Here is an 18,116-nt window from a genome sequence, read left to right on the forward strand (position 1 = left end):
CGCCCGAATCTCGGGCGGGGTCACTGTCGTCTGGCGAGGAGGCCGCGCCGGTTCTACCGTGAGTACATGACTGTCACAGCGGACGATTTGCGAATGCTCCTCGACAGCTCCGTCGACGCTCCGACACTGGTGCTCGAGGAGGGCTCGATCAGGATCCTGGCGGGCAACGACGCGACGCAGCGTTCGGCGTGGGTGATCATCACCCTCGAGGACCTGCGCCGGGAACTGCCCGACGGCGACAATCCCACCGAACACGACCTGGTGGAGAAGGCCGCCATGCTCGACGAGCTGATATCCAGTCCGGGAGCGTGAGCCGGCACCGCGTTCCCCCCGACAGCGAAAGGCCCCGGTCCTGCAGTGCAGGACCGGGGCCTTTCACGTCGACCCGGCTAGCGGGCCGTCACATCACGCGTTGCCGGACAGCTTCTCGCGCAGCGCAGCGAGCTGAGCGTCGCTGGCCAGGGATCCGCTCGCCTCGGTCGACGAGGTACCGGCGGACTCGCCACCCTCGGCGGAACCGGACTCCGAGGAGTAGCCGGCGGCAGCGTTGGCAGCCTCGGCGGCCTCGTCTGCGGCGGTCTTCTCCATCTGAGCGGTGTGCATCTTGTGGCGACGCTCGGCCTCGGCGTAGCGGCCTTCCCACTCTTCACGCTGCTTGTCGAAGCCCTCGAGCCATTCGTTGGTCTCGGGATCGAAGCCCTCGGGGAAGATGTAGTTGCCCTGCTCGTCGTACGAGTCGGCCATGCCGTACTTGGACGGGTCGAACTCGGCGTTGTAGTCCTCGTTCGCCTGCTTGAGCGAGAGCGAGATACGACGACGCTCGAGGTCGATGTCGATGACCTTGACGAGCGCATCGTCGCCGACACCCACGACCTGGTCCGGAACCTCCACGTGGCGCTCGGCCAGCTCGGAGATGTGCACCAGGCCCTCGATGCCCTCCTCGACGCGGACGAACGCGCCGAACGGAACCAGCTTGGTGACCTTGCCCGGAACGATCTGACCGATCGCGTGGGTGCGGGCGAACTGACGCCACGGGTCCTCCTGGGTCGCCTTCAGCGACAGGGAGACGCGCTCGCGGTCCAGGTCGACGTCGAGAACCTCGACGGTGACCTCGTTGCCGACCTCGACGACCTCGGACGGGTGGTCGATGTGCTTCCAGGACAGCTCGGAGACGTGCACCAGGCCGTCGACGCCACCGAGGTCCACGAAGGCACCGAAGTTGACGATGGAGGACACGACGCCCTTGCGGACCTGGCCCTTCTGCAGCTGGTGCAGGAACTCGCTGCGGACCTCGGACTGGGTCTGCTCGAGCCATGCACGACGCGACAGGACCACGTTGTTGCGGTTCTTGTCGAGCTCGATGATCTTCGCCTCGATCTCCTTGCCGACGTACGGCTGGAGGTCGCGGACACGACGCATCTCGACGAGCGAGGCCGGGAGGAAGCCGCGGAGACCGATGTCGAGGATCAGGCCGCCCTTGACGACCTCGATGACGGTGCCCTTGACGGCCTCGTCCTTCTCCTTGAGCTCCTCGATGGTGCCCCAGGCGCGCTCGTACTGAGCACGCTTCTTCGACAGGATCAGTCGACCTTCCTTGTCCTCCTTGGTGAGGACCAGGGCTTCGACCTCATCGCCCACGGAGACGACCTCGTTGGGGTCGACGTCGTGCTTGATGGAGAGCTCACGGGAAGGGATGACACCTTCGGTCTTGTAACCGATGTCGAGCAGGACCTCGTCGCGGTCGACCTTGACGATGGTGCCTTCGACGATGTCGCCATCGTTGAAGTACTTGATCGTGGCGTCGATGGCGGCGAGGAAATCCTCGGCAGAGCCGATGTCGTTGACGGCTACCTGCGGCGAGGTGGTGGTTGTGGAGGGCATTAGGTGAGTTGCTCCGGAGGGATAGATAGTCGGTTGATGGTGTTCTGTCGGACTCACGAACATCCCCGCGCCGCGCCGGTTTCGGTGCGGCAGTGTGGACACTCGCGTGGATTAGGGTACGCGACCGGTACTTAGCTGGGCAAACCCGGGCCGATGGCCGACGGGATTCAGCGATTCCTCAGCGCGGAATCGGTACCGTCGAAGTGACTCGTCTCACATCAGGAGGGTCGCGATGACCACGCCCGGTACTCCACCTGCACCCGAACCACCCGCGACCGCCGAAACACCCAGCGCCACCCCCGACGCCGGGCGCGCGCGACCGCCGAGCAACGCCGGATGGGCGGTGGCGTCGCTGCTGTTCTTCTGGCCGCTCGCCTTCGCCGCGTTCACCCATGCGTTCAACGTCTACCCGCTGTGGGCCGACGGGGACGTCGAGGGCGCCACCGACGCGTCGGACCGGGTTCGCCGGCTCGGCCAGATCTCGCTGTGGCTCTTCGGCGGCCTGCTCCTGCTCTTCGTACTGGTCTACGCGGTGGTCGCCGTCACGGTGTTCGCGCACGGCGGCGGCTACCACGGGTACGTGCATCACCGGATGCGTTGACGGCGACTGGTGAGTGGCCCCCTGTTCGCCTCCCCGTGGTGGCTGGCGCTGCTGCTCGCGCCGGTCGCGCTGCTCGTCGGCTACCTGGTGGTGCAGCGGCTCCGCAGACGCCAGTTCCTGCGATTCACCAACCTCGAGCTGCTCGAGCAGGTCGCGCCGCGGCGCCCCGGAGTGTCCCGGCACGTCCCGACAGCCCTGTTCCTGGCAGGGACGGTGCTGCTGGTCGTCGCACTGGCCGGCCCGACCGCCGCGCAGCGGATCCCCCGGAACCGGGCCACGGTGCTGCTGGTCATCGACGTGTCGTTGTCCATGAAGTCCACGGACGTCGCACCGTCCCGGATCGCCGCGGCCCAGGAGGCGGCCAAGGCGTTCGCGGACGAACTCACCCCGGGCATCAATCTCGGGCTGGAGGCCTTCGCGGGGACGGCCTCGGTGCTGGTGTCGCCGACCCGCGACCGCAGCGCGATCAAGGCGGCCATCGATCACCTGCAACTCGCCGAACGCACCGCGACCGGCGAGGCCATCTTCACCGCTCTGCAGGCAATCGACGCGTTCGGCGCGTTGGTGAGCGGCGAGGGCACCCCGCCAGCCCGGATCGTGGTCGAGTCGGACGGCAAGGAGACCGTGCCGGAGAATCTCGACGACCCGCGTGGAGCGTTCACCGCGGCACGTCAGGCCAAGGACAAGGGAGTGCCGGTGTCGACCATCTCCTTCGGCACCGAGGCGGGAACGGTCGCGATCGAGGGCCGGCAGATCCCGGTCCCCGTCGACGATGCCTCGCTCGCCGAGATCGCCCGGCTCTCCGGCGGGTCCTCCTTCACCGCGACCAGCGGCGCCGAACTGCGCAAGAGCTACCAGAGCCTGCAGGAGCAGATCGGCTACGAGGTCACCCGTTCGGATGCGAGCCAGCCGTGGCTGGTCGCGGGCACGCTGGTGCTGATCGTCTCCGCCGGGTCGGCGCTGGTGCTCACCCGACGGCTGCCGTGACGCGCGTCCGGTGTCGGTGGTCGCTGCGAGGCAGTGGATGATCACTCTTCGACTGAGCACGATCGACAACACCTGCCAGGGGTCCCCCGATGACGCAACCTCCCACTCCCGACGACCGCCACGCCGCGGCCAACGCCACGCTGGGCACCGCCGGCGTGAGCCGCACCCGCGTCGGCTCGGCCGACAGCGAGCGGGCCAGCCGCGCCTGGTGGGACGCCGACGCCGACGACTACCACCGCACGCACGGGGAATTCCTCGGGGTGCAGTCCGCGGGCGGCGAGTTCGTCTGGTGCCCAGAGGGTCTGCACGAAGGCGACGTCCACCTGCTCGGCGATGTCGCGGGCAAGGACGTACTCGAGGTGGGGTGCGGTTCCGCCCCTTGCGCACGCTGGCTCGCCGGCCGGGGAGCGCGAGCGGTCGGACTGGACCTGTCGCGGGGGATGCTCGCCCGCGGCCTCGACGCGATGACAGCGGGCGGGCCGCGGGTGCCGCTCGTGCAGGCGGGCGCCGAGGCGCTGCCGTTCGCCGACGAGTCGTTCGACATCGCCTGCTCGGCGTTCGGCGCCGTCCCCTTCGTCGCCGACTCCGCGCTGGTCATGCGGGAGGTCGCGCGGGTGCTGCGACCGGGCGGACTGTGGGTGTTCTCGGTGAATCATCCGGTGCGCTGGATCTTTCCGGACGACCCGGGGCCGAAGGGTCTCACCGCGACGATCCCCTACTTCGACCGCACGCCCTACGTCGAGGTGGACGACGACGGGACACCGACGTACGTCGAGCATCACCGGACGATCGGCGACCGGGTCCGCGAGATCGTCGCCGCCGGACTGGAACTGCGCGACATCGTCGAACCCGACTGGCCGGAGTGGCTGGACCGCGAATGGGGTCAGTGGAGTCCCCTCCGCGGCCAACTGTTCCCCGGGACCGCAATCTTCGTCTGCCACAAGCCCTGACCCTCGCCGGCGAGGGGCAGCGCGAATCAGCCCGAGTCGCGCGGCGGACGACCCGCCGCCTCGAGTGCGCGCCGCAGCGCGTACTCGAGTTGCGCGTTCACGCTGCGGAGGTCGTCGGCGGCCCACTTCGCCATCGCGTCGTACACGGCCGGGTCCAGCCGCAACAGCACTTTCTTGCGTTCGACCATGGGTCTACGAGTACAGCGTGCCCGCGTTGACGATCGGCTGCGTCGCCTTGTCTCCGCAGAGCACGACCAGCAGGTTGGACACCATGTTGGCCTTGCGCTCCTCGTCGAGTTCGACGACGCCCTGCTCCCCCAGCCGATCCAGCGCGAGCCCGACCATGCCGACCGCACCCTCGACGATCATGGTCCGGGCCGCGACCACCTGTGCGGCCTGCTGGCGCACCAGCATCGCCTGGGCGATCTCCGGCGCGTAGGCCAGGTGCGTGATCCGGGCCTCGATCACCTCGACGCCCGCCAGGTCGGTGCGCTCGCGCAACTCCGCGGTGAGCTCGGCCGCGACCTCCGCACCGTCCCGCAGGCTGGTGACGTCGGCCTGATGCGAGTCGTAGGGGTGCGTGGTCGCGAGGTGACGCACCGCCGCCTCGGACTGGATGGCGACGTACTCCTCGTAGTCGTCGACGGCGAAGGTGGCCTTGCCGCTGTCGACGACCTTGTAGACGACCACGGCGGCGATCTCGACCGGATTGCCCGCCGCGTCGTTCACCTTCAGCTTGGCGGTCTCGAAGTTGCGCACCCGCAGGGTGACTCGACGCTTCGTGGTCAGCGGGATCACCCACTGGAAGCCGGCGTCGTCGACCGAACCGACGTAGCGGCCGAAGAACTGCACGACCTTCGCCTCGTTCGGGTTGATCACCGTGAAGCCGGTTGCGATCAGGACGATCACGACCGCGATCACGACCGCGCCGCCGATGCCGGCGTCGCCGGTGGCGGCGACGCCCGCCGCGATCACCGCCAGCACCACCAGGCCCAGCAACACCATGAATCCGTTGAGCCGAAACGCCCGACGCTCCATCTACCCTGCCCCACCTTTGCTATCGAAGTGATATCACTACGATAGCAGTCCTGATCGAGTGAACGGTACGTTCGTTCGATCAGATCGAGTGAACGCTTCCGTTCACTCGATCTGAGTGGGGGCGGGGCGGGGCGGGGTGCGAGTCAGAGGAGCTTGGACAGGAAGGCCTTGGTCCGATCGTGGGTCGGATTCGCCAGCATCTCCCGCGGCTCACCGGACTCGACGACCACGCCGCCGTCCATGAACACCAACTGGTCCGCGACCTCGCGGGCGAAGCCCATCTCGTGGGTGACCACGACCATGGTCATGCCCTCCTTGGCGAGGGTCTTCATCACCCCGAGCACCTCCCCCACCAGTTCGGGATCGAGCGCCGAGGTCGGTTCGTCGAAGAGCATCAGCTTCGGGTCCATCGCCAGCGCCCGGGCGATCGCCACCCGCTGCTGCTGACCACCGGACAGCTGGGCCGGGTAGGCGTCGGCCTTGTCGCTGAGCCCGACCTGGTCGAGCAGGTCACGGGCGCGGGTCATCGCGTCCTTCTTGCGCACCTTCTTCACCTGGGTGGGCGCCTCGATGACGTTCTCCAGCGCGGTGCGGTGCGGGAACAGATTGAAGTGCTGGAACACCATGCCGATGTCGCGGCGTTGCCGCGCCGCGGCCCGCGGATGCAGCTCGTACAGCTTGCCCCCGCGTTCGGCGTACCCGACCAGTTCCCCGTCCACGTACAGCCGGCCCGCGCTGACCTCCTCGAGGTGGTTGATGCAACGCAGGAACGTCGACTTGCCCGATCCGGACGGACCGACCAGGCACAGCACCTGTCCGCGGTCGATCTCGAGGGTGACCCCGCGCAGCACCTCGAGTGCCCCGAAGCTCTTGCACACCTGGTCGGCCTTCACCATCGGTGTCGTCGTCACAGCGATCCTCCTGCATCGGGCGCAGCCGCAGGCGGCACCGGTTTGCGCTGGGCGTCGGCGAGCGCCTGCAGTTGCCGCGGGGTGAGCACCCGGGACAGGCCCTTCGAGTAGTGCCGTTCGAGATAGAACTGCCCGACCATGAGCACGCTCGTGATCGCCAGGTACCAGGTCGCCGCCACGAGCAGCAGCGGGATGGGCTCGAAGTTCGCGCCGGAGATGTCCCGGGCCCGGCCGTACAGTTCGCCGGTGTACGGCACCGCGGCAACCAGCGAGGTGGTCTTGAGCATGCTGATCAGCTCGTTGCCGGTGGGCGGGATGATCACCCGCATCGCCTGCGGCAGCACGGTGCGCCGCATCGTCTGCGACCAGGTCATGCCGAGCGCGGTCGACGCCTCGGTCTGCCCCTCGCTGACCGAACCGACTCCGGCGCGCACGATCTCGGCCATGTACGCGGCCTCGTTGAGGCCCAGTCCGATCACGGCGAACAGGAACGCCGCCTGCAGGTCCTTCAGGTCGAAATGGGCGAACTGCGGCCCGAACGGAATGCCCAGGTCGACCGACTTGTAGATCGACGGGAACAGACCCCAGAACACCAACTGCACGTACACCGGGGTGCCCCGGAAGATCCACAGGTACACCCAGGCGGCAGTGCGCAGCACCGGATTCGGCGACAGCCGCATGACCGCCAGCACCACCCCGAGCACGACCGCGAGCAGCATCGCCAGAACCGTGAGCTGGATTGTCTTCCAGGCACCCTCGGTGATGCGGGCGTCGAACAGGTACTGGCCGTACACGTCCCAGGCGAATGCCTCGTTGGTGGCCGCGCCGTAGACGAACAGCGCCACCAGCACCAGGACCACGACGGCGGCGATCCACCGTCCCGGCCGTCGCAGCGGCACCGCGCGTATCGGCTCCGGTTCGCCGGTATCGGCGCCCGGCGCGCTCGCAGCGTTCTCCGACATCATCTGTGCCTCTCTACCCGGTGGCGCCATTGATCTGTGAAGTCGCGATGGTGCCCGCGCCGACACCCCAGTTGTCGGCGATCTTCTGGTAGGCGCCGGTGTCGATCAAGTGCTGCAGCGCCTGTTGCAGCACCGGCGCCAGCGGCGACCCCTTCTTCACCGGCCAACCGTAGGGCGCCGAGTCGAACTGCGGACCGGCATTCTCGAGCCGGCCGTTGCTGCGTTTGATCGCGTAGGCGGTCACCGGGGAGTCCGCGGACATCGCGTCGACCCGGCCGAGGATCAGCGCGTTCGACACGTCGTCCTGGCTGTCGTACTTGATCTTCGCGATCGGTTCCTTCCCGGCCGCGACGCAGGCGTCGCTCTTCGCGGGTACCTCGTCGATGTCCTCGGTGGTGGTCGTCTGCACACCGACGCGCAGCCCGCACGCGTCGTTCGGATCGATCGCCTCGCCGGTTCGCTGCGCCCACTGGATGCCCGCGGTGTAGTAGTCGACGAAGTCCACGGACTTCTGCCGTTCCACGGTGTCCGTGAACGACGACATCCCCATGTCGTAGGTGCCGGCCTGGACCGCGGGGATGATCTTGTCGAAGTCGGCCTGGTTGAACTCGGCTCGCAACCCCAGTACCGAGGCGACGGCATTCACCAGGTCGACGTCGAAGCCGACGATGTCGCCGTTCTCGTCCTTGAACTCGTTGGGCGCGTACGGGACGTTCACCCCGATCTTCAACCGCCCACTCGCCGCCGTGGCCTGCGGTACCTGCGCGGCGATCTCGTCGACCCGGTCCACGTGCACGGTCGCTGGCGGCACCAGGCCCTCGCTGTTGTGGACGCACCCGGCCAGGACCACCGAGAGCAGCAAGGCTGCGGCAAGCCGGACCCCGCGCCGCGACGACCGACGCACCGGTTTCCCGGAACCGATCCGGCGCTCTCCTGGTGATGTCACCAGCAGAACTTTACTGGCTCAGGTCCGAATCGCAGATTCACCGCTCGACCGTGCGATCCCAAGGTGAGGAGGCGTTACCACCTCAGAATGCGAGCATCGACCGTCTCGGTGAACTCCGCGGTGGACGCGAGGCCGCCGAGATCCGCAGTCGCGACACCGGCCGCGAGTGTGTGCACGATCGCGCCGCGGATTCGCTCGGCGGCCCGCGCGAGCACATCCGATTCGCGCTTCCCGGACAGCCAGTCGAGCAGCATCGCGGCCGAGAGCATCAGCGCGGTCGGGTTCGCTCGGTTACGTCCCGCGATGTCCGGCGCGGCGCCGTGCGAGGCCTGGGCCATCGCCTGGGTCTGCGAGGCGTTGATCGACGGGGCGATGCCGAGAGAGCCGGACAGCTCGCCCGCCAGGTCGGAGAGGATGTCGCCGAACATGTTCTCCGTCACGACCACGTCGAACTCGGCACCGCGCCGGACCAGGTGCGCGGCCATCGCGTCGACGTGCTCGGTGCGCACCTCCACCCCGGGGTACTGCTCGCCGACCTCGAGGCACACGTCGCGGAATAGTCCGGTGGTCAGCGCCAGCACGTTCGCCTTGTGCACCACGGTCACTCGGCGCCGACGCCGCGACGCCAACTCGAAGGCGGTGTGCGCGATGCGTTCACAGGCCTGCCGGGTGAACACTGCGACCGCCAGCGCGACGTCCGGCGTAGGCATGAATTCGCCACTGCCCGTGTGCATGTTGCGATCCGCGTAGAAACCCTCGGTGTTCTCCCGCACGATCACCAGATCCATCGCCGGCACGGTGGATCGCACCCCGGCGAACGCGCGGGCCGGCCGGATGTTCGCGAACAGGTCGAACCGTTTGCGAATCGTCCCGCCCGGCGTCAACTGTCCGCGGAACGCCTGCGGGTAGGCGGCACTGTCGTGGGGTCCGAGGACCCATGCGTCGAGGTCACCGAGCGCCTCCAGAGTCTGCTCCGGGATCGGGGAGCCGTGCGCGGCGATCGCCTCCAGCCCGACGGGGAGTTCGACCCACTCGATCGGCGGCGCGCCGACCGCCGACATCGCGGTGTCGACGACCCGCTGCGTGGCGGGCACGATTTCGTGGCCGATCCCGTCGCCGACCAGCAGGCCCAACCGGGTCGACTCGGGTGTTGTTGCGCGAGGCTGGTTCACCCGACCATCATTGCTCAGATGGTGCAGTCCGTGGAACTGCTGCTCGACTCCGATCTCGACGCTGCGGTGCGCCGGGAGTGGCGACGACTGTCCGACGCCAAGCTGCCTAGCCAGGACATCGTGCGCAAGTCGTCGAACCGGCCGCACATCACGCTGGCGGTGGCACAGCACATCGAGCCGGAAACCGAACTGCTGCTTCAGCAGGAATTGCTGGCCCCGAAACTGCACGTGTCACTGGGCGGGCTGGTGATCTTCGGTGGGCACCGGAAGACACTGGCGTACCTGGTGATTCCCACCTCCGGGCTGCTCGCGTTGCAGCGGACCGTCTTTCGCCTGCTGCACACCAGTCCCGGCATTCCCGCGCACATCCATCCCGGCGACTGGACACCGCACGTCACCCTGGCCCGGCGGGTGTTCCCCGACGAGGTCGGACCGGCGGTCAACGCCCTGACGCCGGCTCACCGGTCCGGCGTCGCGGACGGGATCCGACGCTGGGACGGCGACGCCAAGCGGGAGTGGCGAATCGCGTAGGGGAAGATTTCCCGTGGTCGCGCTGTTGAATCGCAGCATCAGGCCCAACGAGAGGATTCGCATGGCTACCCAGACCCTGACCCAGCAGAACTTCGACGACATCGTCGGCGGCAACGACGTGGTGCTCGTCGACTTCTGGGCGTCGTGGTGCGGACCCTGCCGCGCCTTCGCCCCCACCTTCGAGGCGTCGTCCGAGCAGCACACCGACGTGGTGCACGCCAAGGTCGACACCGAGGCGGAGCAGGGTCTCGCGGCCGCCGCGAACATCCGCTCCATCCCGACCATCATGGCGTTCCGCGAGGGCATCCTGGTGTTCTCGCAGGCCGGCGCCCTCCCGCCGGCCGCGCTCGAGGATCTCGTCACCCAGGTCAAGGCCCTGGACATGGACAAGGTCCGCGAGCAGGTCGCGGCGCAGCAGCAGGGCTGACGCCCCGCCGCTCGACGCCTAGAGCGGCAGCGCGGTCTCCAGCGAATCGGGGGCCGCGCCGCGCCGCCGGAACCACTCGAGTCCGAACGCGGCCGAAAGCTGCTCCTCGGGCATCTCGAGGAAGGGTCCGAAGTCGCCGACCTGCGTGGCGTGCGCGCGCATCGCCGCGCGCTTGGCCGCGATCTGGGCGCTGACGTCCACCGCCGTGGTGATCTCCGACTCGGGCAGCCCGAGGGTCTCGACGTCCGGCGGCTGCGCATCGTCGGTCCACGCCGGGTTCGCCGCCAACAGTCGCTTCATGTGGTCACGGTTGATCGCGGCCTCGTACACGTGCGGCACTCCGGCGAGCTCGGCGGCCCGGACGCCGACCCGATGCACCTGGACGTGGTCCGGATGCCCGTAGCCACCGTTCGAGTCGTAGATGGTCACCACGTCCGCCGACTCCTCGGCGAGGATCTCCGCGAGCCGCTTTGCGGCCAGGTCCACGTCCACGTTGCAGAACGCGTCGGGGTTCTCGTTGTCCGGCGTGCCGGCCATCCCCGAATCCGGGTAGTGCAGCATCACCACCCGGTGCGCTCCGAGCGCACTCGTCGACTCCTCGAGTTCGCGTCGCCGTCGCTGGGCCAGCGACTCACCCGGGGCGAGTAGTCCCGCCGGGACCTCACCGAGCGCACCGTCTGTCGCCGTCACCACGACGACGCGGTGGCCGGCATCCGACGCCTGCCGCATCACCCCTCCGGTGATGAACACCTCGTCGTCGGGATGCGCGTGGAAACACACCAGAACGCTCATGCCTCACATGCCTTCACTCGGTAACCGCTCCTCTGTCACACATGCCGCGCTCGGCGCGCGGACCGTCAGTGAGCCGCACTGTCCCAGCTTCGTCCGGTGCCCACCGACACATCCAACGGCACCGACAGTTCGATCGCACCGGCCATCTTCTCCCGGACCAGGGCCTCGACCGCCTCGCGTTCCTCGTCGACCACCTCGAGCACCAGTTCGTCGTGCACCTGCAGCAGCATCCGCGAGCGCAGTCCGGACGCGGCCAGCGCGTCCTGCACGTCGATCATCGCGACCTTGATGATGTCCGCGGCAGTGCCCTGGATGGGCGCGTTCAGCGCGGCCCGCTCGGCCACCTCGCGACGCTGGCGGTTGTCGCTGTTGAGGTCCGGCAGGTAGCGGCGCCGACCGAACAGCGTCGAGGTGTACCCGTCCTTGCGGGCCTGCTCGACCACCTCGCGCAGGTAGTCGCGGACCCCGCCGAACCGCGCGAAGTACGCGTCCATCTGCGACTTCGCTTCCTCGGTGGAGATCTTCAGCTGGGCGGCCAGCCCGAACGCGCTGAGCCCGTAGGCCAGGCCGTACGACATCGCCTTGACCCGGCGCCGGAGTTCCGGTGTGACCTCCTCGATGGGGACCCCGAACGCGCGCGAACCGACGAAGCTGTGCAGGTCCTCGCCGGTGTTGAACGCCTCGATCAGGCCCTCGTCCCGGGACAGGTGCGCCATGATGCGCATCTCGATCTGACTGTAGTCGGCGGTCATCAGGACGTCGTAGCCGTCGCCGACGACGAAGCCGTCGCGGATCTCCCGCCCCGCGTCGGTGCGCACCGGGATGTTCTGCAGGTTCGGCTCGGTCGAGGACAGCCGGCCCGTGGCCGCCACCGTCTGGTTGAAGGTGGTGTGGATCCGGCCGTCCTCGGCCACCGCCTTGAGCAGGCCGTCCACCGTCACCTTGAGGCGGGTGGCGTCGCGGTGCGCGAGCAGGTGCTCGAGGAACGGGTGCTCCGTCTTCTCGAACAGCGATTCGAGCGCGGCCGCGTCCGTGGTGTAGCCGGTCTTGGTCTTCTTCGTCTTCGGCATGCCCAGGTCATCGAAGAGCACCACCTGCAGCTGCTTGGGCGAACCGAGATTGATCTGCTTGCCGATCACCTCGTAGGCCGCGTCGGCCGCCTCGCCGATCTGCGCGGCGAACCGCGACTGCAGGTCGTGCAGATGCGCGGTGTCCACGGCGATGCCGGTGGCCTCCACGTCGGCGAGGACCGCGAGCAGCGGCAGCTCCATCTCGGTGAGCAACCGCCGCGACTCGATGGCCGCGAGTTCGGTGTCCAGCGCCTCGGCGAGGTCGAGCACGGCGCGGGCGCGGAGGATCTCTCCCTCGGCGGCGGCCGCGTCGGCCTGGTCCTCCTCGTCGAGCAGCGAGAGCTGCGCCTCGCCGGAGTCCTCGACCCGCAGCTCCCGCTTGAGGTAGCGCAGCGAGAGGTCGTCGAGGTTGAAGCTGCGCTGACCGGGCCGCACCAGGTAGGCCGCCAGCGCGGTGTCGCTGGTCAGCCCGCCGAGGGTCCAACCGCGCCCGCGCAGGGCGTGCACCGCGGCCTTCGCCTCGTGCAACGCCTTCGGCGCGTCCGCGTCGGCGAGCCACTCGCCGAGGGCCTTCTCGTCCTCCGGTGTCACGGCGGACACGACGACGTAGCCGCCCTCGCCGTCGGCCGCGGCGATCGCGATCGCGGTGGCGTCCCCGCCGTACGGGGTGCCCGCGCCGACCACCGACAGTCCGCTGCGCCGGCCGTCGCGTCCGTGTTCGGCGAGCCAGGACGCGACGGAGCCCGGCTCGAGCATCCCGCCGCGCACCTCGAAGCCCTCCTCGGCCTCGGGTTCGACCGAGGACAGCGTGTCGAAGAGCCGGTCCCGCAGGACGCGGAACTCGAGGTCGTCGAAGAGGGCGTGGATCTTGTCCCGGTCCCACGGCGCGAGCGCCAACTGGTCGGGGGTGTACGGGAGCGGCACGTCGCGGACCATCTCGGTGAGCTGCCGGTTGAGTACGACCGACGAGAGGTTCGCGCGTAGCGAGTCGCCGACCTTGCCGCGGACCTCGTCGACGTGGTCCACGAGATCGTTGAGCGAGCCGTATTCGCGGATCCACTTGGCGGCGGTCTTCTCACCCACCCCGGGGATGCCCGGCAGGTTGTCGCTCGGGTCGCCGCGCAGCGCCGCGTAGTCCGGGTACTGGCGCGGGGTGAGGCCGTACTTCTCCTCCACCGCCGCCGGGGTGAACCGGGTCAGGTCGGACACGCCCTTCTTCGGGTACAGCACGGTCACGTCGGGGGTGACCAGCTGCAACGAGTCACGGTCGCCGGTGCACACCAGGACGCGGTAGCCGAGTTCCCCGGCCTGGGTGGTGAGGGTGGCGATGATGTCGTCGGCCTCGAACCCGGCCTCGGCCATCACCGGGATGCCCATCGCGCCGAGCACCTCCTTGGTGATCTCGACCTGCCCCTTGAACTCGTCGGGGGTCTTCGCGCGGTTCGCCTTGTACTCCGGAAACGCCTCCGCGCGGAAGGTCTGCCGGGAGACGTCGAACGCCGCCGCGACGTGCGTGGGCTGCTCGTCGCGCAGCAGGTTGATCAGCATCGAGGTGAACCCGTACACCGCGTTCGTGGTCTGGCCGCTGTGCGTCTTGAAGTTCTCCGCGGGCAACGCGAAGAAAGCGCGATAGGCCAGCGAGTGCCCGTCGAGCAGCAGCAGTGTGGGCCTCTCGCTCGCGGTGGCGGCATCGGCTCGGGCGGCGGGGCTCTGATCGGTTGCTGGGCTCACCGGACAGAGTCTAGGGAGCGGCACCGACACTGCGGAACTCCGGCGGCGGGGAACCCTGCCGCGCGCACCGCCCGCACTACCCCACGCCCAGGTACGCGTGCTTGACCGCCGGATCCGCGAGTAGCGCCGCCCCGGTCCCCGTCTTGGTCACCTCGCCGGTCTCGAGGATGTAGGCGCGATCGGTGCGGGTGAGCGCCTGCTGGGCGTTCTGCTCGACGAGCAGGATGGTGGTGCCCTGCGTGTTGATCTCCGAGATGATCCGGAAGATCTGCTGGATCACCATGGGCGCCAACCCCATCGACGGTTCGTCGAGCAACAGCAGTCTCGGCCGGGCCATCAAGGCGCGCCCGATGGCCAGCATCTGCTGCTCGCCGCCGGACATGGTGCCGCCGACCTGGGTGCGCCGCTCGCCGAGCCGAGGGAACAGTTCGAAGACCCAGTCGAGGCGCTGGGTGTAGGCCTGCTTGTTCTCGAACTTGCGGGCGTAGCAGCCCATGTCGAGGTTCTCCTGCACGGTCATGCCGGGGAACACACCGCGACCCTCCGGCGCCTGCACCACACCCAGTTTGACCCGTTCGTGCGCCTTCATCCGGGTGATGTCGCGACCGTCGAAGACGATCCGGCCTGCGGTCAGCGGCAACAGCCCGGACAGGGCGCGCATGGTGGTGGACTTGCCCGCACCGTTCGCGCCGAGCAGCGTGACCAGTTCGCCGCGGTCGACGCGCAGCGAGATCCCGTGCAGCGCTCGGATGCGGCCGTAGCCGACGACCATGTCGGTCACCTCGAGCAGGGGCGACGGTGCCGGCGTGGTCTGCCGGTCGACGGCGGGCGGATCAAGAAGCGGCATCGTCGGGCACCCCCAGGTAGGCGGCGATCACGGCGGGATTCTGCCGGATCGCGGCGGGCAGGTCGTCGGCGATCTTGCGGCCGAACTCGAGCACCACGATCCGGTCGGTCACGCCCATCACCAGACGCATGTCGTGCTCGATGAGCAGCACGGTGAACCCGTCGTCGCGGATCTTGCGGATCAGGTCCATCAGCGCGGACTTCTCGCTCGGGTTGAACCCGGCGGCCGGCTCGTCGAGGCACAGCAGCTTCGGCTCGGTGGCGAGCGCACGGGCGATCTCGAGCCGTCGCTGGTCGCCGTAGGAGAGGTTCTTCGCCTTCTCCACCGCCCGCGGCGCGATGCCGACGAACTCGAGCAACGCCAGGCCGCGCTCGACGGCGTCACGCTCCTCGCGCCGGTGCCGCGCGGTACGGAAGATGGCGCCGGGTACCGAGGTCCGGTGCCGGGCGTCGGTGCCGACCACGACGTTCTCCAGCGCCGTCATCTCCCCGAACAGCCGGATGTTCTGGAAGGTGCGGGCAATGCCGAGGCGGGTGATCTCGTTCCGTTTCGTCTTCTCCAGCGGCTTGCCGTCGAACGTGACGGTGCCGGCGGACGGCTTGTAGACGCCGGTGATCGCGTTGAAGCAGGTCGTCTTGCCGGCACCGTTCGGTCCGATCAGCCCGAGGATCTCGCCGCGCCTGATCTCGAAGGTCACGTCGTCGAGCGCGACGAGGCCGCCGAACCGGACGCTGAGCCCGTCCGTGCGCAGCAGCACCTGCCCCTCGACGGTGGCGATCTCGCGTTGCGGCGCAACGGCTTCAGCGACCGCCTCCGGATCACCGAGCGCCGGGTCGACGGCCGCGACGTCGACGATGCCGGCGCTGGGCGCCTCCGTCTCGGTCGCGGGCTCGGCCATGTCCTCGTTGTCGAACAGGGCATCGCCCGGTCCCGGACCCGCCGTCATCGCGTCTCCCCCGTCGTCGCGCCGACCGGTTCCGCGGACGGCGCCGGCCGCCGAACCGCCTGGTACACCTGCCGGCCGTAGGCGAGCAGCTTCTGCCGTGCCGGGAACAGGCCCTGCGGCCGGAAGATCATCAACACCACCAGGGCGAGCCCGAAGAAGAGGTACTTGTAGTCGCCCAACGACTGCCCGCCGACCTGGATCGACATCGCCCGGTTCGGCAGGTACACGATGATGAACGCGCCGACGATCACGCCGAGCTTGTTGCCCTGGCCGCCGATCACCACCGCACAGAGGAACAGCATCGAGTTGATGACGTTGAACCCGGTCGGATTGATGAACTGGACCTGGCCCGCGTAGAGGGCGCCGGAGAGTCCGCCGATCGAGGCGCCGATCGTGAAGGCCCACAGCTTGAACTTGAAGGTGGGCACGCCCATGATCTCGGCGGCGTCCTCGTCCTCGCGGATCGCCACCCACGCCCGTCCGACCCGACTGCGTTCGAGATTCCCGACGATCAGCAGCACGACGATCACCATCGCCATGCCGACCCAGTACCACCAGACGCCGGAGTTGACGTTGCCGCCGGTGTTGCCCGCCGAGAACACCCCGTACGGCTTGTCCTCGGAGACGCCCAGGCGCGGGTACGCGATCTGGGACAGCCCCTGGCCGCCGTTGGTGACGTCGGTGAGGTTGTCCGCGAGCAGCCGGACGATCTCACCGAAGCCGAGGGTCACGATGGCCAGGTAGTCCCCCCGCAGGCGCAGCGTCGGGGTGCCGAGTATCAGCCCGGTGAACGCGGTGATCGCCACGGCGAGGGGCAGACACGAGAGCCAGGCCCAGTCGGTGGAGAAGAACCCGGTGGCGCTCAGCTTGTTCCACGGACTGTTCGGGCTGGTGAGCAGCGCGACCGTGTAGGCGCCGACGGCATAGAACCCGACGTAACCGAGGTCGAGCAGGCCCGCCTGACCGACCACCACGTTGAGCCCGATGGCGATCAGCGCGTACATGGCGAACTGCGCCATGACCCCGCCGAAGTCGGTGCCGGGGGTGTCCAGCAGCGGCGGACGCCACACCGGCAGGATCGCGATCAGCGCGATCACCGGCACCCCGACCAGCCACTGCATCGGCCGGGCGAGTCCGTTCCACCATCCCCGGATCGCGTCCCCGACGCCGTGCCGCTCGGGCGGCGGCGCGGCGGGGAGGGCGCTCGAATTCGGTGACGCTGCCGTCGAATTGCCGATGCTCATACCCGCACCCTCCCGAGGCTCTCACCGAGAATGCCGGTGGGCCGGAACATCAGCACCGCCACCAGCAGTACGAACGCGACCACGTCGCGCCATTCGGTGCCGAACACCACCTGGCCGTAGTTCTCCATCACGCCGAGCAGCAGACCGCCGAGCAGGGCGCCGCGCAGGTTGCCGATGCCGCCGAGCACCGCCGCCGAGAACGCCTTGATGCCGAGGATGAATCCGCCGTTGAAGATGATGCCGGACGGGATCTTGAGGGTGTAGAGCATGGCGGCGGCGCCGGCGAGGATGCCGCCGAGCAGGAAGGTCAGCATGATCACCCGCTCGCGTGAGATCCCCATCAGCGTCGCGGTGTCGGGATCCTGTGCGACGGCGCGGATTCCGCGGCCGAACTTGGTGCGGTTGATGACGATGTCGGTGAGCAGAGTCAGCAGCAGTGCCGCGACGATGATCACGATGGTCACGTTGGTCACCGCGGCGCCGCCGATGGTGAACACCTCCACCGGCTGGACGAGCTTGATGGGCTGCTGAGCATTGGGGCCGCCGAGCCCAGGCCAGATCTTCGGCAGCACGTAGTGCACGAATTCCTGCAGTACGAAGGACATTCCGATCGCGGTGATGAGGAAGACCAACGGTTTGGCGCCGCGTTTGCGCAGCGGCCGGTATGCCACCCGTTCCAGGCCGACGGCCGCGGTGCCGGACACGGCCATGCCGAACAGCATCGCGAGACCGAGGAACACGACGGTCATGGCCACGCCCTCGTTGTACGCGTTGCCGCTCGGGGTGAAGCCCATCAACTCCAGCGCCACGTACTGGCCGAACATACCGAGCATGAAGATCTCGGAGTGGGCGAAGTTGATCAGCCGGAGCACGCCGTACACCAGCGTGTAACCGATGGCGACGAGCGCGTAGATGGCGCCGTAGCTGAGGCCGTCGATGGTCAACTGCCAGAAGCTCTTGGTCAGTCCGTCGATGTTGAAGCCGATATTGCCTGCGTACAGGTTCGCCGAATCGGCGAGTGCGGTCGCGATCATCGAAGTCTTTCTCCGGGTGTCTTCGGATGTGGTCGACAGCCGCTCG

At 68.5% G+C, this 18,116-nt stretch carries 19 protein-coding genes; 6 read left to right on the top strand and 13 right to left on the bottom strand.

Features of this window, described 5'->3' with window-relative positions; all coding sequences use genetic code 11:
• Window positions 1-66: 66 nt before the first annotated feature.
• Window positions 67-312, top strand: coding sequence for a hypothetical protein (locus ACFXGJ_RS01000; protein ID WP_378615544.1), 246 nt, complete (start codon window positions 67-69; stop codon window positions 310-312).
• A 93-nt stretch (window positions 313-405) separates the two neighbouring features.
• Here the strand turns inward: ACFXGJ_RS01000 and rpsA are convergent, their stop codons facing one another.
• The gene (gene rpsA, locus ACFXGJ_RS01005) at window positions 406-1,881 is read right to left on the bottom strand and encodes a 30S ribosomal protein S1 (RefSeq protein ID WP_378424801.1); all 1,476 of its coding nucleotides are present in this window, start codon (window positions 1,879-1,881) and stop codon (window positions 406-408) included.
• 232 nt (window positions 1,882-2,113) lie between these two features.
• On the opposite strand from rpsA, the gene ACFXGJ_RS01010 reads away from it, so the two are divergent.
• The 3 genes from ACFXGJ_RS01010 to ACFXGJ_RS01020 all read left to right on the top strand — a co-directional run bounded on the left by ACFXGJ_RS01010 (window position 2,114) and on the right by ACFXGJ_RS01020 (window position 4,419).
• Window positions 2,114-2,482 (top strand): CD225/dispanin family protein, encoded by a 369-nt coding sequence (locus tag ACFXGJ_RS01010; protein ID WP_378615546.1) that lies wholly within the window; start codon window positions 2,114-2,116, stop codon window positions 2,480-2,482.
• A 9-nt stretch (window positions 2,483-2,491) separates the two neighbouring features.
• The gene (locus ACFXGJ_RS01015; protein ID WP_378615548.1) at window positions 2,492-3,469 is read left to right on the top strand and encodes a VWA domain-containing protein; all 978 of its coding nucleotides are present in this window, start codon (window positions 2,492-2,494) and stop codon (window positions 3,467-3,469) included.
• An 89-nt stretch (window positions 3,470-3,558) separates the two neighbouring features.
• A complete protein-coding gene (locus tag ACFXGJ_RS01020; protein WP_378615551.1) occupies window positions 3,559-4,419 on the top strand; it encodes a class I SAM-dependent methyltransferase in 861 nt (286 codons plus the stop codon).
• Between the two features lie 26 nt (window positions 4,420-4,445).
• Here the strand turns inward: ACFXGJ_RS01020 and ACFXGJ_RS01025 are convergent, their stop codons facing one another.
• The 6 genes from ACFXGJ_RS01025 to ACFXGJ_RS01050 form a co-directional block, all read right to left on the bottom strand.
• Entirely contained in the window at window positions 4,446-4,607 is a 162-nt protein-coding gene (locus ACFXGJ_RS01025; protein ID WP_378615553.1) for a hypothetical protein, read from the bottom strand.
• 4 nt (window positions 4,608-4,611) lie between these two features.
• On the bottom strand, window positions 4,612-5,457 hold the full coding sequence (locus ACFXGJ_RS01030; RefSeq protein ID WP_378615555.1) for an SPFH domain-containing protein: 846 nt from the start codon (window positions 5,455-5,457) through the stop codon (window positions 4,612-4,614).
• Window positions 5,458-5,600: 143 nt separating this feature from the next.
• Window positions 5,601-6,353: an amino acid ABC transporter ATP-binding protein gene (locus tag ACFXGJ_RS01035; RefSeq protein ID WP_378615702.1), complete on the bottom strand. Its 753-nt coding sequence runs from the start codon at window positions 6,351-6,353 to the stop codon at window positions 5,601-5,603.
• 11 nt (window positions 6,354-6,364) lie between these two features.
• Window positions 6,365-7,330 (bottom strand): amino acid ABC transporter permease, encoded by a 966-nt coding sequence (locus ACFXGJ_RS01040; RefSeq protein WP_378615705.1) that lies wholly within the window; start codon window positions 7,328-7,330, stop codon window positions 6,365-6,367.
• A 13-nt stretch (window positions 7,331-7,343) separates the two neighbouring features.
• Window positions 7,344-8,192: an ABC transporter substrate-binding protein gene (locus ACFXGJ_RS01045; protein WP_378615707.1), complete on the bottom strand. Its 849-nt coding sequence runs from the start codon at window positions 8,190-8,192 to the stop codon at window positions 7,344-7,346.
• A 158-nt stretch (window positions 8,193-8,350) separates the two neighbouring features.
• Window positions 8,351-9,448 carry an isocitrate/isopropylmalate dehydrogenase family protein gene (locus ACFXGJ_RS01050; RefSeq protein ID WP_378615557.1) on the bottom strand — a complete coding sequence of 366 codons (1,098 nt, stop codon included), beginning with the start codon at window positions 9,446-9,448 and terminating at the stop codon, window positions 8,351-8,353.
• An 18-nt stretch (window positions 9,449-9,466) separates the two neighbouring features.
• Between ACFXGJ_RS01050 and ACFXGJ_RS01055 the strand changes: the two genes are divergently transcribed.
• Both ACFXGJ_RS01055 and trxA read left to right on the top strand, forming a co-directional pair.
• Window positions 9,467-9,979 (top strand): 2'-5' RNA ligase family protein, encoded by a 513-nt coding sequence (locus tag ACFXGJ_RS01055; RefSeq protein WP_378615559.1) that lies wholly within the window; start codon window positions 9,467-9,469, stop codon window positions 9,977-9,979.
• Between the two features lie 61 nt (window positions 9,980-10,040).
• On the top strand, window positions 10,041-10,406 hold the full coding sequence (gene trxA, locus ACFXGJ_RS01060) for a thioredoxin (RefSeq protein WP_378615561.1): 366 nt from the start codon (window positions 10,041-10,043) through the stop codon (window positions 10,404-10,406).
• A gap of 18 nt (window positions 10,407-10,424) precedes the next feature.
• Here the strand turns inward: trxA and ACFXGJ_RS01065 are convergent, their stop codons facing one another.
• From ACFXGJ_RS01065 to ACFXGJ_RS01090, 6 genes are all read right to left on the bottom strand, one after another.
• A complete protein-coding gene (locus ACFXGJ_RS01065) occupies window positions 10,425-11,198 on the bottom strand; it encodes a PIG-L family deacetylase (protein WP_378615563.1) in 774 nt (257 codons plus the stop codon).
• A gap of 65 nt (window positions 11,199-11,263) precedes the next feature.
• Window positions 11,264-13,999 (bottom strand): DNA polymerase I, encoded by a 2,736-nt coding sequence (gene polA, locus ACFXGJ_RS01070; RefSeq protein ID WP_378615565.1) that lies wholly within the window; start codon window positions 13,997-13,999, stop codon window positions 11,264-11,266.
• A gap of 76 nt (window positions 14,000-14,075) precedes the next feature.
• Entirely contained in the window at window positions 14,076-14,846 is a 771-nt protein-coding gene (locus tag ACFXGJ_RS01075) for an ABC transporter ATP-binding protein (RefSeq protein ID WP_378615567.1), read from the bottom strand.
• Window positions 14,833-15,792, bottom strand: a complete 960-nt coding sequence (locus ACFXGJ_RS01080; protein WP_378615569.1) for an ABC transporter ATP-binding protein — start codon at window positions 15,790-15,792, stop codon at window positions 14,833-14,835. The genes ACFXGJ_RS01075 and ACFXGJ_RS01080 overlap by 14 nt, the downstream gene beginning before the upstream one ends.
• Window positions 15,789-16,913: a branched-chain amino acid ABC transporter permease gene (locus ACFXGJ_RS01085; protein WP_378615709.1), complete on the bottom strand. Its 1,125-nt coding sequence runs from the start codon at window positions 16,911-16,913 to the stop codon at window positions 15,789-15,791. Before ACFXGJ_RS01085 ends, ACFXGJ_RS01080 begins: the two co-directional genes overlap by 4 nt.
• Before the next feature lie 119 nt (window positions 16,914-17,032).
• Window positions 17,033-18,070, bottom strand: coding sequence for a branched-chain amino acid ABC transporter permease (locus tag ACFXGJ_RS01090; protein WP_378615571.1), 1,038 nt, complete (start codon window positions 18,068-18,070; stop codon window positions 17,033-17,035).
• Window positions 18,071-18,116: the final 46 nt, after the last annotated feature.

The organism is Rhodococcus sp. NPDC059234 (genome assembly GCF_042754225.1).
Taxonomy (GTDB): domain Bacteria; phylum Actinomycetota; class Actinomycetes; order Mycobacteriales; family Mycobacteriaceae; genus Rhodococcus_G.